13 protein-coding genes are annotated in these 14,015 nt (G+C 71.0%); 4 read left to right on the top strand and 9 right to left on the bottom strand.

Annotated features, from left to right (window positions below; genetic code table 11):
• Positions 1 to 21 precede the first annotated feature (21 nt).
• Both AC1RAD_RS01635 and AC1RAD_RS01630 read left to right on the top strand, forming a co-directional pair.
• Positions 22 to 1,278: a 6-phosphofructokinase gene (locus tag AC1RAD_RS01635; RefSeq protein WP_139702191.1), complete on the top strand. Its 1,257-nt coding sequence runs from the start codon at positions 22 to 24 to the stop codon at positions 1,276 to 1,278.
• Entirely contained in the window at positions 1,275 to 1,493 is a 219-nt protein-coding gene (locus tag AC1RAD_RS01630) for a cysteine-rich CWC family protein (protein ID WP_159273620.1), read from the top strand. The genes AC1RAD_RS01635 and AC1RAD_RS01630 overlap by 4 nt, the downstream gene beginning before the upstream one ends.
• Here the strand turns inward: AC1RAD_RS01630 and AC1RAD_RS01625 are convergent.
• Entirely contained in the window at positions 1,484 to 2,806 is a 1,323-nt protein-coding gene (locus AC1RAD_RS01625) for a zinc-binding metallopeptidase family protein (protein ID WP_492733571.1), read from the bottom strand. The genes AC1RAD_RS01630 and AC1RAD_RS01625 overlap by 10 nt on opposite strands.
• A 131-nt stretch (positions 2,807 to 2,937) precedes the next feature.
• Here AC1RAD_RS01625 and AC1RAD_RS01620 point away from each other — a divergent pair, with 131 nt between their 5' ends.
• A complete protein-coding gene (locus AC1RAD_RS01620) occupies positions 2,938 to 4,428 on the top strand; it encodes a DHA2 family efflux MFS transporter permease subunit (protein ID WP_492733569.1) in 1,491 nt (496 codons plus the stop codon).
• 137 nt (positions 4,429 to 4,565) lie between these two features.
• Positions 4,566 to 5,651: an ABC transporter substrate-binding protein gene (locus tag AC1RAD_RS01615; protein WP_492733567.1), complete on the top strand. Its 1,086-nt coding sequence runs from the start codon at positions 4,566 to 4,568 to the stop codon at positions 5,649 to 5,651.
• 19 nt (positions 5,652 to 5,670) lie between these two features.
• Here the strand turns inward: AC1RAD_RS01615 and AC1RAD_RS01610 are convergent, their stop codons facing one another.
• The 8 genes from AC1RAD_RS01610 to AC1RAD_RS01575 all read right to left on the bottom strand — a co-directional run bounded on the left by AC1RAD_RS01610 (position 5,671) and on the right by AC1RAD_RS01575 (position 13,878).
• Positions 5,671 to 6,090 (bottom strand): hypothetical protein, encoded by a 420-nt coding sequence (locus tag AC1RAD_RS01610; protein ID WP_062479768.1) that lies wholly within the window; start codon positions 6,088 to 6,090, stop codon positions 5,671 to 5,673.
• A 61-nt stretch (positions 6,091 to 6,151) separates the two neighbouring features.
• Positions 6,152 to 6,922 (bottom strand): SDR family NAD(P)-dependent oxidoreductase, encoded by a 771-nt coding sequence (locus AC1RAD_RS01605; protein WP_492733565.1) that lies wholly within the window; start codon positions 6,920 to 6,922, stop codon positions 6,152 to 6,154.
• The gene (locus AC1RAD_RS01600; protein ID WP_159278765.1) at positions 6,919 to 7,716 is read right to left on the bottom strand and encodes an SDR family oxidoreductase; all 798 of its coding nucleotides are present in this window, start codon (positions 7,714 to 7,716) and stop codon (positions 6,919 to 6,921) included. The genes AC1RAD_RS01605 and AC1RAD_RS01600 overlap by 4 nt, the downstream gene beginning before the upstream one ends.
• Positions 7,713 to 9,104: a transaminase gene (locus AC1RAD_RS01595; protein WP_492686705.1), complete on the bottom strand. Its 1,392-nt coding sequence runs from the start codon at positions 9,102 to 9,104 to the stop codon at positions 7,713 to 7,715. The genes AC1RAD_RS01600 and AC1RAD_RS01595 overlap by 4 nt, the downstream gene beginning before the upstream one ends.
• A gap of 11 nt (positions 9,105 to 9,115) precedes the next feature.
• Complete coding sequence (locus tag AC1RAD_RS01590; protein ID WP_492733563.1) at positions 9,116 to 9,787, bottom strand: HAD-IA family hydrolase; 672 nt, start codon at positions 9,785 to 9,787, stop codon at positions 9,116 to 9,118.
• Positions 9,784 to 11,028, bottom strand: coding sequence for a Tm-1-like ATP-binding domain-containing protein (locus AC1RAD_RS01585; RefSeq protein ID WP_492733561.1), 1,245 nt, complete (start codon positions 11,026 to 11,028; stop codon positions 9,784 to 9,786). The genes AC1RAD_RS01590 and AC1RAD_RS01585 overlap by 4 nt, the downstream gene beginning before the upstream one ends.
• The gene (locus AC1RAD_RS01580; protein ID WP_492733559.1) at positions 11,025 to 12,404 is read right to left on the bottom strand and encodes an aminotransferase class III-fold pyridoxal phosphate-dependent enzyme; all 1,380 of its coding nucleotides are present in this window, start codon (positions 12,402 to 12,404) and stop codon (positions 11,025 to 11,027) included. Before AC1RAD_RS01580 ends, AC1RAD_RS01585 begins: the two co-directional genes overlap by 4 nt.
• A gap of 31 nt (positions 12,405 to 12,435) precedes the next feature.
• A complete protein-coding gene (locus AC1RAD_RS01575; protein WP_492733557.1) occupies positions 12,436 to 13,878 on the bottom strand; it encodes an NAD-dependent succinate-semialdehyde dehydrogenase in 1,443 nt (480 codons plus the stop codon).
• Positions 13,879 to 14,015: the final 137 nt, after the last annotated feature.

Genomic DNA, 14,015 nt, shown 5'->3' with positions numbered 1-14,015 from the left:
GGCTGCGGGAGAATGCCGCCCATGCCCATCCTCAACGCCTTCTACGCCCAGTCGGGCGGCGTCACCTCGGTCATCAACGCCTCGGCCTGCGGCGTGATCGAGACGGCGCGCCAGCACCCGGACCGCATCGGCACGCTCTATGCCGGGCGCAACGGCATCCTCGGCGCGCTCACCGAGGACCTGATCGACACCAGCGCCGAGCCGGCCGACGCGATTGCGGCGCTGCGCACCACGCCCTCGGGCGCCTTCGGCTCGTGCCGCTACAAGCTCAAGTCGCTCGAAAAAAATCGCCGCGAGTACGAGCGCCTGATCGAGGTGTTCAAGGCGCACGGCATCGGCTACTTCTTCTACAACGGCGGCGGCGACTCGGCCGACACCTGCTTCAAGGTGAGCCAGCTGTCGCAGTCGATGGGCTACCCGCTGCAGGCCATCCACGTGCCCAAGACCATCGACAACGACCTGCCGCTGACCGACTGCTGCCCGGGCTTCGGCTCGGTGGCGAAGTACGTGGCGGTGTCCACGCTCGAGGCCTCGTTCGACGTGCGCTCGATGGCCGCCACCTCCACCAAGGTGTTCGTGCTCGAGGTGATGGGCCGCCACGCCGGCTGGATCGCCGCGGCCGGCGGGCTGGTGGCCGACCATGGCATTCCGGTGGTGGTGCTGTTCCCCGAGATCGAATTCGATGCGGCCCGCTTCCTGGCGCGCGTCGATGCCATGGTGCAGCAGCACGGCTACTGCTCGGTGGTGGTGTCCGAGGGCTGCCATCACCCCGACGGCACCTTCCTGGCCGAGCAGGGCGCGCGCGATGCCTTCGGCCATGCGCAGCTGGGCGGCGCGGCGCCGGTGGTGGCGCAGATGGTGAAGGAGGCACTGGGCCACAAGTTCCACTGGGCGGTGGCCGATTACCTGCAGCGCGCGGCGCGCCACATCGCCTCGGCCACCGACGTGAAGCAGGCCTACGAACTGGGCCAGCGCGCGGTCGAGCTCGCGCTCGAAGGCCGCAACGCGGTGATGCCGACCATCGAGCGCACGAGCGACGTGCCCTATGCGTACACGCTGGGCGCGGCGCCGCTCGAAGCGGTCGCCAATGTCGAGAAGCCGATGCCGCGCGATTTCATTTCGGACGACGGCTACGGCATCACCGAGAAGTGCCGCCGCTACCTGCTGCCGCTGATCGCGGGCGAGGACTACCCCGCCTACCGCGACGGCCTGCCGGTGTATGCGACGCTGCGCAACGTGGCGGTGCCGAAGAAGCTGCCGGCCTTCGCGCTCGCATGACGGTGGTCATCGACACCGCGCGCTGTCCGCTGTGCGGCGAGGCGAACCGCTGCGCGATGGAGGTCGAGCGCGAGACCGGGCAGGCGCAGCCGCCCTGCTGGTGCATGGCCGCCGATTTTTCGCTGGCCCCGCTCGACACGCTGCCCCCGGCGTTGCGCGGCCAGGCCTGCATCTGCGCGCGCTGCGCCGCAGGAAAGCCGCCGCTTCAGGACTGAGCGACGTCGCCCTGCGACTGAGATTGGGTCTGCCCCTGTGCAGGCTCGGCAGCTTCCGTCGCGGCTTCCGCCACATCCCCCGCCGTCACCATCGTCGGCGCCGTGCCGCTGCGCTGCGCGGTGACCACGCCGTGGATGAACTGCAGCTTGCCCACCGCCGCGCGCGGCAGCACGAAGGGGTAGTAGTCGGGCTGACCCATGCTGCGCGACAGCTCGTTGAGCATGCTGGTCAGCAGCACCCAGCCGTTGATGAAGTCCAGGAATTTCGCGGCGTCAGGATGCTCGGGCTGCCACAGGTCGGCGGCGGTGAAGAGGTCGCTCGTGAGCTCCACATTGCTCGCATCGATGCCGAAGCTCATCGCCGTGTCGGCGGTGTCCGCCATGTGCAGGTAATGGGCCCAGGTCTCGGCCCAGTCTTCCCACGGGTGCATGCTCGCGTAGCTGCTGACGAAGCGCTGCGCCCAGTCGGGCGGCGGGCCCTGCTCGTAGTGCTGCTGCAGCGCGGCGCCGTAGTCGGCGCGCTCGTCGCCGAAGAGCGCGCGGTAGTCGTCGATCCAGCGCGTGGGCAGCACCAGCAGGTCCCAGTAGTAGTGGCCGATCTCGTGGCGGAAGTGGCCCAGCAGCGTGCGGTAAGGCTCGTGCATCTCGGCGCGGATGCGCTCGCGCACGGCGTCTTCGGCCTCCTCGGCGTTGAGCGTGATCAGGCCGTGCTCGTGGCCCGTCATCACGTGCGGGGCGCCCGGCATGTTGCTGAGAAAGTCGAAGGCCAGCCCGTGCACCGGATCGGCATGGCGGCTCACCACCGGCAGGCCGAGTGCGAGCAGCTGCGAGATCAGGCGGCGCTTGGGCATCTCGAGCTTGCGCCAGAGCTCGCCGTTGGCCTCCACCGACAGGTCGGGGATGGTGCGCGTGACGCTGCAGGCCAGGCAGTAGCCGGGCGCCAGGCCCTGCGTGTCGGCGGGAATCGTCTCGCCCTCGCGCGGCTGCGCCACCATCCAGTTGCAGGCGGCCGGCGTCATGAGGTTGGCGCAGCGGCGGTAGGTGGCGCCGTACGGGTCGCCGAAGACGGTGAAGGTGTCGGGCAGGGCGCCCTCGCCTTCGGCCGGTGCCAGCGGCACCACGCCGAGCCGGTCGATCACGTAGCCCAGCGGCGTGTGGCAGGCCAGGCACTCGCTGTTGCGCAGGAACACGGGGCGCCCGCACTGGCAGCGGTAGGCGCGGCTGACGGTGGGGGCGGCGAGTTCGGCCGCGAGCGTGGGGGTGGCGTCGGGCACGGCGGGGTCGTGGACCGAGTCGGGGGTCGATGGATGCATGGCTTGTTCTTTGGAGACTTGACGCACAGGGGACAGCCGCCGCATTGTGCGACCGGCCCGCGCGCGGTCGACGCCGCAAACACCGATATGCTTGTAGGACGACGGACCCGCGACCGTCCCTGCGCCGCCCCATGACCTCCCCCCCAACACCCGACACGCCGCCCTCCATGGGCGCCCTGCGCGCCCGCTACGGCGAGCGCTACCGCTGGTACCTGCTGCTGTCGGTCATGGTGGGGACGATGGCGTCCATCATGTCCTCGACCATCGTCAACGTGGCGATCCCCGACATGAGCCACCACTTCGCGCTGGGCCAGGAGCGCGCGCAGTGGGTCAGCTCGGGCTTCATGGTGGCGATGACGGTGTCGATGCTCACCACGCCCTGGCTGCTGTCGCGCTACGGCTACCGGCGCACCTACGTCGGCACCATGCTGTTGCTGCTGGCCGGCGGCATCGTGGGCGGCGTGGCCAACCACTACCCGCTGGTGCTGCTGGCGCGCGTGGCCGAGGGGCTGGCGGCGGGCGTGGTGCAGCCCATTCCGGCCATCATCATCCTGCGCGCCTTCGAGCCCCACGAGCAGGGCCGCGCCAGCGGCATCTTCGGCATGGGCGTGGTGCTGGCGCCGGCCATCGGGCCGAGCATCGGCGGCGTGCTGGTCGACCTGTTCGGCTGGCGCTCGATCTTCTTCATGGTGGTGCCCTTCTGCCTGGCCTCGATCTGGCTGGCCTACAAGTTCGTGCCCAAGACCGCGCCCGGCGGGGTGGCCGCGACGCGCGGCAGCGGGCTCGATGCGCGCGGCCTGGCGCTGGGCACCGTGGGCACGCTGTGCCTGCTGAACGGGCTGGTCGAGCTGCGCGGCGATTCGCCGCTGCAGGCCGCGCTGCTGCTGGCCGGCGCGCTCGTCGCCTTCGCCGCCTTCGTGTGGTGGCAGCGCCGGCTCATGGCCTCGGGCGGCGCGCCGCTCATGAACCTCGCGCTCTTTCGCTACCGCCAGTTCGCCATGGGCAGCCTGGTCGCCTTCATCTACGGCACCGCGCTGTTCGGCTCGACCTACCTGCTGCCGGTGTACATGCAGGTGGGGCTGCACCTGTCGGCCTCGCACGTGGGCACCACCCTGCTGCCGGCCGGCATCGTGCTGGCCTTCACCATCGCGGGCGTGGGCCGGCTGGCCGACAAGCAGCCGACCTGGCTCCTGGTGAGCATCGGCCTGGCGCTGCTGGCGGTGTCGTTCGCGCTCATGGCCGTGCTGCGGCTGGACAGCCCGCTGTGGCTGCTGGTAGTGTTCGCGATCGTCGGGCGCATCGGGCTGGGCTTCATCCTGCCCTCGCTCAACCTCGGGTCGATGCGCCCGCTGGCCAAGCCGCTCATCCCGCAGGGCGCGAGCGCAATCAGCTTCGTGCGCATGCTCGGCGGCGCCGTGGGCGTGAGCCTGTGCGCCATCATTCTGGAATGGCGCCTGGCGGCGCACGGCGACTCGCTCGCCAACCCGGTGAGCACGCCGGCGCGCCTGGCCGCCTTCGACGAGGTGTTCCTCATGCTGGCCGGCCTGTGCGCGCTGGCCGTCTGCGCGGCTTGGCAGCTGCGCGAGCCACCCGGCGAGGACACGGCGCAACACAGGGGGTAAACCCCGGCGGCGCGGGGACTCGCTTTCGCTTTCAATTGTTATCAGTTGTATCTAAAAGCGGAATCGGTTCCATGCATCGCAGACGTTTTCTCGCCGCCTCGGCCGCGGCGACGGCCGGACTCGGCCCCCTCCTTTCCTTGCCTTCCCCCGCCCTGGCCGCCGAGAGCGGCGTCAGCGACGGCGAGATCGTCCTGGGCCACACCGGCATCCTGAGCGGGCCGCTGGGCGTGCCGATCAAGGTCGTGATGGCCGGCGCCGGGCTGGCCTTCGACGCGGTCAATGCGCAGGGCGGGCTCGCGGGCCGCAAGCTCAAGCTGGTCTCGCTCGACGACGAGCTCAAGCCCGAGAAGGCCGTCGCCAACTACGAGAAGCTGCTCGCCGAGCACCGCGCCTTCGCCTTCTTCGGCTGCGTGGGCTCGGGCACCACGGCCGCCGCGGCCAAGGTGCTGGGCCAGAGCGGCGCGCCGATGGTGGGCGGCTATGCCGTGTCGGACTCGGCGCGCGAGAAGGTCGCAGGCGCAGGCTACTTCGTGCGCGCCACCTTCGCGCGCGAGGCGCAGGCGCTGGTGCAGCACCTGAGCACCATCGGCGTCTCGCGCATCGCCGTGGCCTACCTGGACAACCCCGGCGGTGCCGAAGTGGCGCGGCTGGTCGAGGCGGCGCTCGACACGCTCAAGCTCAAGCCCGTGGCAGCGGTGCCCGTGAAGGGCGACGGCACGACCAACGAGGCCGCGGGCAAGGCGCTGGCCGACAGCCAGGCGCAGGCCGTGCTCATGTATCTGGGTGGCGGCATCGGCGGCGAGGTCATGAAGAGCGCCTGGACCGCCGGCGGTCGCCAGATGTTCTACGGCATGTCGATCGTGCCGGGCGACGTCACCGCCAAGCTCGTCGGCGACAAGACCAGCGGCCTGGCCATCTCGCAGATCGTGCCCTACCCCTGGAGCGAGGTCGACGCCACCGCGCGCGAGTTCCGCCAGCTGGCCGAGCGCGCCAAGATCGACATCGGCTACCTGAGCTACGAGGGCTACGTGAACGCGCTCGTGATGATCGAGGCCCTGCGCCGCACCGGCCGCGACCTCACGCGCGCGAAGCTGCACGCCACGCTGAAGGCGATGAAGCTGCGCATCGGCAACATGGAGATCGACTTCACGGGTGCGAGCAACACGGGCTCGCGCTTCATCGAGATGGTGCGGGTGACGAAGGAAGGGCGGTTCCTGCGCTAGAGACAGAGGCCGGGTCTGCTCACAGCCCCAGCTGCGTGAGCGCCCACGCCACCGTGCCCAGCTGCATCACGTTGAGCACCATGCCCGCGATGTGGAGCTTGCGGAACTGCACGATCGACGTGTCCGTGGCCGGGATCGTGTGGCGCAGCAGGTCCATGCGCGGAATGATGAGCCAGCGGCGCAGCGCGAAGGCCAGGCCGGCGATGAAGGCCATGCCGACCGCGAAGAAGGGCTTGCCGCACCACGCATAGCTGAGCGCCGCCGCGCTCGCGGTGAGCACCACGGCCACGTAGTAGACGTTGAACAGGCCGCGGATGAAGCGCGAGTCCAGCGGGGTGTCGTGCGAGAGCACGAGCAAGGGCAGCGAGCCCATCATGAAGAACCCCATCCAGACCAGCAGGATGACGGTCGCCATGAGCGCAACGACGATGGGAAGCATCTTTGAAAACCCTCCGCGGCGCGCAAGCATACGCCCGGGCAGGCGTTGCGTCTCTCGGCGCTTACACGGCGCGTGCGGCGGCCGGCACCCGCGCCCCGCCATCGGCCACCAGCGCCGCGCCGGTCACGAACGAGGCTTCGTCGCTGGCCAGGAACAGGCAGACGGCGGCCATCTCCTCGGGCGTGGCCATGCGGCCCAGCGCGATGCGCGCCACCGTCTGCGCGCGCGCGGCGTCTTCGTCGATGCCGCGTTCGGCGGCCAGGTCGCGCATCTCCTGGCGGCTCATGGGCGTGTCGACCCAGCCGGGGCACAGGGCGTTCACGCGCACGCCGTGCGGGCCGTAGGCCTGCGCGGCCGAGCGCGTGAGCGCGACCACGCCGGCCTTGCTGGACGCATAGCTGGCCATGCCGGCGCCGGCGTTGAAGGCCGCGACCGAGGCGATGTTGACGATGGCGCCGCCGCCCTGCGCCACCATGCCGGGCAGCACGGCGCGCTGGCAGCGCATGGTGCCGCCGAGGTTGACCTCGTGCAGCCGCTGCCAGTCGCCGTCGTCGATGTCGGCCGCGTCGTCGTTGCGCACGATGCCGGCGCAGTTCACGAGCACGTCGATGCGCCCGAATGCGGCCTGCACCGCGGCCACGGTGGCGCGCACGGCCGCGTCGTCGGTCACGTCGCAGTCGAAGGCCGGGCCCTCGCCCACCGGCTGCGGGCGCGGCCAGCCGGCCACCGCGACGCGCGCGCCCTCGGCCGCGAAGCGCGCGGCCACGGCGGCGCCGATGCCGGTCGCTGCACCGACGATGAGGCAGGCCTTGCCGTGCAGGCGCGCGCTCATGTGGGCTGCTCCGCGAAGAACGGGCTTTCAGGCAGCGTCGAGCCGCCATCGACCACGATCGTCTGCCCCGTGATGTAGCGCGCCGCCGGGCTCGCCAAGAAGCGCATCGCGTAGGCGATGTCCTCGGGCCGGCCCAGTTCACCGGCCGGGATGTGGCGCGCGATGCGCGCGGCCTTGGCCGGGTCAGACAGCAGCGAGCCGCCCTGCTTGGCGATGTAGCCCGGCTCCACGCCGTTCACGGTGATGCCCTCGCGCGCGTACTCCAGCGCTGCGGTGCGGATGAAGCCGTTCACGCCGGCCTTGCTGGCCGCGTAGTGCGCGCTGCCCGGCATGGCCACGCGCGGGCCGGTCACCGACGAGGTGACGAGCAGCCGCCCGCCGCCGCGCGCACGCAGGTGCGGCACAGCGGCCTGCGTGAGCCAGAAGCAGGCCTTGAGGTTGACGGCCAGCGTGTGCTCCAACTGCTCGTCGGTCATCGCGTCGATGGCGGCCCAGGGGTTCACGGCCGCGTTGTGGACCACGATGTCGAGCGCGCCGAACACGCGCACCGCTTCGGCCACCGCGCGCTCGGCCTCGTCGCGCCGGCCGATGTCGCAGGCCATCGCCTGCGCCGCGAAGCCGCGCGCACGCAGTTCCGCCGCCACCGCCTCGCCCGCACTGCCGGTGCGGTTGGCGATGAGCACCGAGGCGCCGGCTTCGGCAAACACCTGCGCGATGGCCGCGCCGATGCCGCGCCCGCCGCCGGTGACCAGCGCGACCTTGCCCTGCAGGCCGAAGAGATCGGGCGTGCTCATCCCTTGCACTCCCGCACGAACTCGGCGAAGGCCGCGTTGTGCTCGTCGACCTCGCGCTCGGTGGTGCCGGGGCAGCACAGCATCATGTTGTGGAAGGGCGTGATGAGCACGCCGCGGTTCATCATGTACAGGTGCAGCAGCGCCTCGAGTTCGCCGTCGCGCGTGCGGCGCACATCGCTTGCGTTGCGCGGCGCGTCGGCGCAAAAGAGCGTCTCCACGCGCGCACCGACCTGCGTCGCATGCCAGGGCAATCCCGCGGCGGCGATGCTGGCGTTGACGCCTTCGGCCAGGCGCTGCGCGAGCACCAGCATGCGATCGAAGGCCTCGGGCGTGAGCACCTGCGAGAGCACCGCGCGCATCACGGCCACGGTGAGCGCGTTGCCCGCCAGCGTGCCGCCGAAGCCGGCATGCGCCGACTGGCGCTTCGTCGGGTGCAGCTTGGGCAGCACCTGCCAGACGCGCTCGGCGGTCTCGGCACTCAGCCCGAAGGCGGCGGCGGGAATGCCGCCGGCGATGGCCTTGCCGATCACGAACATGTCGGGGTCGAGCCCGTGCTGGCGCGTATAGCCGCCGGGGCCGCTCGAGATGGTGTGCGTCTCGTCGATGACCAGCAGCGTGCCGGTCTCGCGCGTGAGGCGGCGCAGCGCGTCGTGAAAGCCGGGCGCGGGCGCGATCATTCCGTAGTTGGTCATGGCCGGCTCGGCCAGCACGCAGGCCACGTCGCCGGCGCGCAGCGCGCGCTCCAGCGCGGGCACGTCGTTGAACTCAACCACGGCCGAGAGCTGGTCGTGCGGAAAGCCGTTGGGGTGGATGTCGTTGCGCATCGCGACGGCGCCGTCGCGCAGCTCCACATGCGCCTCTTCCACCGAGCCGTGGTAGCAGCCCGAGAACACCAGCACGCGCGGGCGGCCCGTGACCATGCGCGCCAGGCGGATGCAGGCGCGGTTGGCGTCCGAGGCCGAGGTCGTGAGGTTCCAGTACGGCAGGCCGAAGCGGCGCGACAGCTCTTCGCCGACCCAGGCCGCGTCGTCGGTGGGCAGCATCAGCGAGCTGCCCACGCGCGCCTGCCGCGCCAGCGCCTCGACCACGGCCGGGTGGCCGTGGCCGCACATGCCGCCGGTGTCGCCCAGGCAGAAGTCGGCGTAGCCGTTGCCATCCACGTCGACAAAGCGCGCGCCATAAGGCAGCTGCGCGTCCTGCACGTACAGCGGCCAGCCGCCGATCCAGCGGCGCATCCAGTGCGAGGGCGCGCCGTAGAGCCAGGCCTGCTGGCCCTGGGCAAAGCGTTCGCCGCTGCGCGCGTGGGTGCGCGCATAGCGCGCCTGTTCGGCCTGCATCAGGGCCTGCACGCGCTCGCGCGGCACGGTGGGTTCGAAGGTCGGGGTCATCGCAAACTCGGTCAAAGGGAAGAAGAAGGAGAAACGCCCAGCATCGACAGCGCCTGCGCGTAGCTCGCGCCCGGATGCATCACGTCGAAGTGCACGGTGCGCAGGCCCACGCGCTGCGCGCCGACGATGTTGCGCAGCTGGTCGTCGACGAACACGCAGGCGTCGGCGGGCAGGCCGAGCTGGTCCAGGCACTGCTGGTAGGCGCGCGCATCGGGCTTGAGGATGCCGGTGTGCGTGGCGTCCACCACCACGTCGAAGGCGCTCATGAAGGGCAGGCGCTGGCGAAAGCCCGCGCCATAGAACAGGTCGAGCTCGTTCGACAGGATGGCGAGCCGGCAGCCGGCGCGCCGCGCCGCCTCGATGGCCGCGAGCGCCTCGGGGCGGATGGCGGCCTCGGGGTCGGCGCCGCGTGCGCGCTGCACGAAGGTCTCCATGCGGTCCCAGCGTTCACCGACCAGCGCGCCCACTTCGCGCGTGCGCGCCATCCAGTAGTCGCGCTCCGAGAGCTTGTCGGCCTGCATGTCGCGCCACAGTGGATCGCTCGCGAGGTCGAAGGGGCCGCGCCAGGTGAGCGTGCCGCGCGGCAGCGACAGCGCCTCTTCGGTGAGGGCGTGGGTCTCGAACAGGGTGCGGCTGATGACGCCGCCGAAGTCGAGCACGAGGGCTTGTGTGGCGGGGCTCATGCGCGGCTCCCTGCGGGCACGGTGCCGTCGGCCACCCAGGCGTCGAACACGCGCAATGCGGCGTCGCAGAAGGCGCTGTCGTTGATGTGCGCATCGAGCTCGACGAGCCGCGCCGGGTCCACGCTGCCGCGCAGCGCTTCGGTGAAGGCCGCGAGGCCTTCGGGGTCGTGCAGCGGCTCGCCGGGCCGGTCCCAGCCTTCGATGCCTTGCAGCGGCATCAGCAGGCAGGTGGCGCCCTCGGCGCGCGCGAGGCGGCGTGCGATCTCGCTCGCCACATCGCGGCGGAACGCGGGCGCGCTGAGCGCCGAGGCCAGCAGCCGGTTGTGGATGTGCGTGGGCCGCCCTTCCAGGCCTTCGGGCGTGGACTGCCAGGCCGGGTAGTCGAGCATGTCGATGGCGCCGGGCGCGACGATCTGCGGCGTGCCCGCGCGGCCCGCACCGAGCAGCCGGTCGGGCCCGGCCGTCACGCACGAGCCGCCGAGCTGGTTGGCCAGCTCCTGCAGGCTGAAGTCCATCACCGCGCAGAAGCGGCCTTCGGCGGCCAGCGCCTCGAAGGCACGCCCGCCCATGCCGGTGGTGTGGAACACGGCGACCTCGTAGCCGCGCGCTTCGAGCGCGGGCTTGAGCGTCTTCATGTAGGTGAGCGCGCTGGAGCCCAGCGAGGTCATGCCCACCAACGGCTTCTCGAAGGCCGGCACGCAGGCCTGGCGGCAGGCGCCGAGCACCGCGCCGGCGGCCTGGCTCAGGGCCGAGCGGCACAGGCTGTTGAGGCCGTAGAGCCCGCCGGCCCACAGCACCATGATGAGGTCGGGCGGAATGCGCTCGGGCGGCAGCAGGTGCGAGTAGGCGATGGTCGACACCAGCACCTTCGGCACGCCCAGCGGCAGCGCCTGCGCCACGTCGAGCGCGAGGTCGGTGCCCATGGTGCCGCCGAGCGCGAGCAGGCCGTCGATGCGGCCCTCGGCCTGCCAGCGCGCGGCGAGCTTCGCGGCGCCGCGCGCCATCAGCGTCATGGCGCTGTTCTCGTCGCCGCTTTGCGCCACTTCGGCCACGGTCTTGCCGGCGGCGGCGGCCACCTCGGTGTTGGGAATGTCGGGCGTGAAGGGCGCGCCGTCGAGCACGCCCACGTCCATCACGACGACGCGGCCGCCGCCGGCCTCGATGCACTCGCGCATGAACAGCAGCTCGGCGCTCTTGGTGTCGGCGGTGCCGATCAGCAGGATCGTGGGCGATGCACTCACAGCGTCGCTTCCACGTCGGCGAACGCACCTTCGAGCGCATCGACCATGAAGTCCACCTCCTCGCGTGTGATGACCAGCGGCGGCGAGAGGATGAGGTTCGGGCCCGAGATGCGCACCATCAGCCCGCGCTGGTAGGCCGCCTGCGCCACCTTGGCGGCGATCGGGTTGCCGCGCGGCAGCGTGGTGCGCGTGGCCTTGTCGGCCACCATCTCGATGCCCAGCATGAGGCCCATGCCGCGCACGTCGCCGACGAAGCTGAACTTGTCGACGAAGGGCCGCACGCGTGCCTGGAAATGCGCGCCCACGCGCGCCGCGTTGCCGGGCACGTCGAGCGCCTCGATCTGGTCCAGCGTGGCGAGTGCCGCAGCAGCGGCCACCGGGTGCGCGCTGTAGGTGTAGCCGTGGCCCACCGCGGCCTGGCCCGTGGGGTCGTTGAGGAAGACCTCGGCCACCTTGCTCCCGATGGCGGTGGCGCCCAGCGGCACGTAGCCCGACGAGATGCCCTTGGCCAGGCACCACAGGTCGGCCTTCACGTTCCACAGCCGCGTGCCGAACATCGCGCCGCCGCGGCCGAAGCCGGTGACGACCTCGTCGGCGATGAGCAGCACGCCGTACTTGTCGCAGATCTCGCGCACGCGCGGCCAGTAGTTGGGCGGCGGCACGATCACGCCGCCCGCGCCCTGGATCGGCTCGGCGATGAAGGCGGCCACGGTGTCGGGGCCCTGGAACTGGATCTCGCGCTCCAGCTGCGTGGCGCAGATCTCGCCGAGTTCTTCCGGGTCCTGCGTGTAGGGGTTGCGGTACAGCCAGGGCGTGTCGACGTGAAAGCAGCCCGGCAGCAGCGGTTCGTAGGCGCGGCGGAAGTTCAGGTTGCCGTTCACGCTCATGCCGCCGAAGTGCACGCCGTGGTAGCCCTGTCGCAGCGCGATGAACTTGAAGCGGTCGGCCTGGCCCTTGAGCTTCCAGTACTGGCGCGCGAGCTTGAGCGCGCCCTCCACGGCATCGGAGCCGCCGTTGCTGAAGAACACAGCGGCCACGCCGTCGGGTTCCATGGTCTTGACCAGGCGCGCCGACAGCTCGATGGCGCGCGGGTGCGTGGTGCCGCGGAACACGTTGTAGAAGGGCAGCTCGTCCAGCTGCGCGACGATGGCGTCGCGCACGGGCTTGTTGCTGTGACCCAGGTTCGCGGCCCACAGGCCACCGACGCCGTCGAGCATCTTGTGGCCGTCCACGTCCCAGATCCAGCAGCCCTGGCCGCGCGCAATGATGTCGGGCTTGCTCTTGAGCATGGCCTGCGGATGCGCCATGGGGTGCCACAGGTACTGGGCGTTGTCTTGCTTGAGCGCCGCCACGGCGGCGGCATCGGTCGTTGTCATGCAGGTCTCCGGAAGTGTTCGATGCGCGTGCTCAGGACGGCACGCCGACGGTGAGGGTCTTGACCTCGGTGTAGTGCAGCAGGCCTTCGGCGCCCATCTCCTGGCCGATGCCGCTTTCCTTCCAGCCGCCGAAGGGCATCTCGGGCTGCGAGACGCCGAAGTGGTTGATGCCGACCATGCCGGCCTCGAGCGCGTCGCCCAGGCGGTGCGCGGTGTGCAGGTCGCGCGTGAAGGCGTAGGCGCCCAGGCCGTAGGGCAAGGCGTTGGCCTGCGCGATGGCTTCGTCGAGCGTGTCGTAGGGCTGCAGCACGGCGATGGGGCCGAAGGGCTCCTGGCGCATCACGCGGCTGTCAGCCGGTGCGTTGGCGATCACGGTGGGCTCGAAGAAGAAGCCGGGGCGCTGCACGCGGTGGCCGCCGCACAGCAGCTGCGCGCCGCGTTCCACGGCGTCGTCGACGAAGCGCTGCATGTCCTCGATGCGGCGTGCGTGCGCGAGCGGGCCCATCTGCGTGGCGGGGTCGGTGCCGTCGCCCAGGCGCAGTGCGCGCGCGGCCTGCACGAAGGCGTCGCTCCATTCGCCGAAGCGGGCGCGCGGCACGTAGAAGCGGATCGGCGACGCGCACACTTGGCCCGCGTTGCGGAACTTGGCGGCCAGCGACTGCTTGAGCGCGAAGGGAAAGTCGGCGTCGTCGCAAACGATCACCGGCGCGTGGCCGCCGAGTTCGCCGGTGAAGCGCTTCACATGCCGCGCCGCCTGCTCGCCCAGCAGCTTGCCCACGGCCACCGAACCGGTGAACGACACCTTGGCGATCGCCGGATGGTCGATAAGAAACGACGACACCTCGGCCGGGTCGCCGCACACCATGTTCAGTGCGTCGGGCGGCACGCCCGCGTCGAGAAAGGCGCGCACCAGCAGCATGCAGGTGCACGGCGTTTCTTCCGCCGGCTTGATGACCACGCTGCAACCCGCGGCCAGTGCGCTCGCGAGCTTGCGCGCGGGCAGGTTGGCCGGAAAGTTCCACGGCGTGAAGGCCGCCACCGGCCCCACCGGCTGGCGCATCACCGACTGCGAGAGGATGCCCTCGACGCGCGGCGGCACGAGACGCCCGTACAGGCGCTTGGCCTCCTCGGCCTGGAAGTCGATGATGTCCGCCGAGAGCGTGACCTCGCGCAGCGACTCGGCCAGCGGCTTGCCTTGCTCGAGGGTGAGCACGTGCGCAATCGTCTTCGCTTGTTCGCGGATGTTCTGCGCGGCAGTGCGCAGGATGTTGCAGCGCTCGAGCGCGCTCTTGCCGCGCCACTGCACGAAGCCGCGGCGCGCGGACGCGGCCGCTTCGGCGAGTTCGTCGCGGCCGGCCAGCGGCAGCTGCGCGATGGTGGCTTCGGTGGCGGGGTTGACGACCGCGCGGCGGCCGCCGGCGGTCTGCGTGCGCCATTGGCCGGCGATGTGCAGTGCGAGTTCAGGGTAGTCCATGCCCTGCACGATAGGGAGCGAGCCCCTTGCCGCGTTATCGAAAACTGGCAAACCTCGCGCGGCCTCGTGCGTGATGCGCAAGGGCCTTCCTATACTGTCCGCGCCGATCTTCTTTCACGACGCCTTCACGCCACGAC

The organism is Variovorax sp. GW823-FHT04B03 (assembly GCF_058796495.1).
The sequence above is the reverse complement of the archived record's forward strand: the minus strand, read 5'-3'. Positions and strand labels throughout refer to the sequence as shown.

Bases quoted from the DNA above. Each gene is read 5' to 3' on its own strand.
- AC1RAD_RS01635 (WP_139702191.1), top strand. From the start codon at position 22: ATGCCCATCCTCAACGCCTTCTACGCCCAGTCGGGCGGCGTCACCTCG.
- AC1RAD_RS01630 (WP_159273620.1), top strand. From the start codon at position 1,275: ATGACGGTGGTCATCGACACCGCGCGCTGTCCGCTGTGCGGCGAGGCG.
- AC1RAD_RS01625 (WP_492733571.1), bottom strand. From the start codon at position 2,806: ATGCATCCATCGACCCCCGACTCGGTCCACGACCCCGCCGTGCCCGAC.
- AC1RAD_RS01620 (WP_492733569.1), top strand. From the start codon at position 2,938: ATGACCTCCCCCCCAACACCCGACACGCCGCCCTCCATGGGCGCCCTG.
- AC1RAD_RS01610 (WP_062479768.1), bottom strand. From the start codon at position 6,090: ATGCTTCCCATCGTCGTTGCGCTCATGGCGACCGTCATCCTGCTGGTC.
- AC1RAD_RS01605 (WP_492733565.1), bottom strand. From the start codon at position 6,922: ATGAGCGCGCGCCTGCACGGCAAGGCCTGCCTCATCGTCGGTGCAGCG.
- AC1RAD_RS01600 (WP_159278765.1), bottom strand. From the start codon at position 7,716: ATGAGCACGCCCGATCTCTTCGGCCTGCAGGGCAAGGTCGCGCTGGTC.
- AC1RAD_RS01595 (WP_492686705.1), bottom strand. From the start codon at position 9,104: ATGACCCCGACCTTCGAACCCACCGTGCCGCGCGAGCGCGTGCAGGCC.
- AC1RAD_RS01590 (WP_492733563.1), bottom strand. From the start codon at position 9,787: ATGAGCCCCGCCACACAAGCCCTCGTGCTCGACTTCGGCGGCGTCATC.
- AC1RAD_RS01580 (WP_492733559.1), bottom strand. From the start codon at position 12,404: ATGACAACGACCGATGCCGCCGCCGTGGCGGCGCTCAAGCAAGACAAC.
- AC1RAD_RS01575 (WP_492733557.1), bottom strand. From the start codon at position 13,878: ATGGACTACCCTGAACTCGCACTGCACATCGCCGGCCAATGGCGCACG.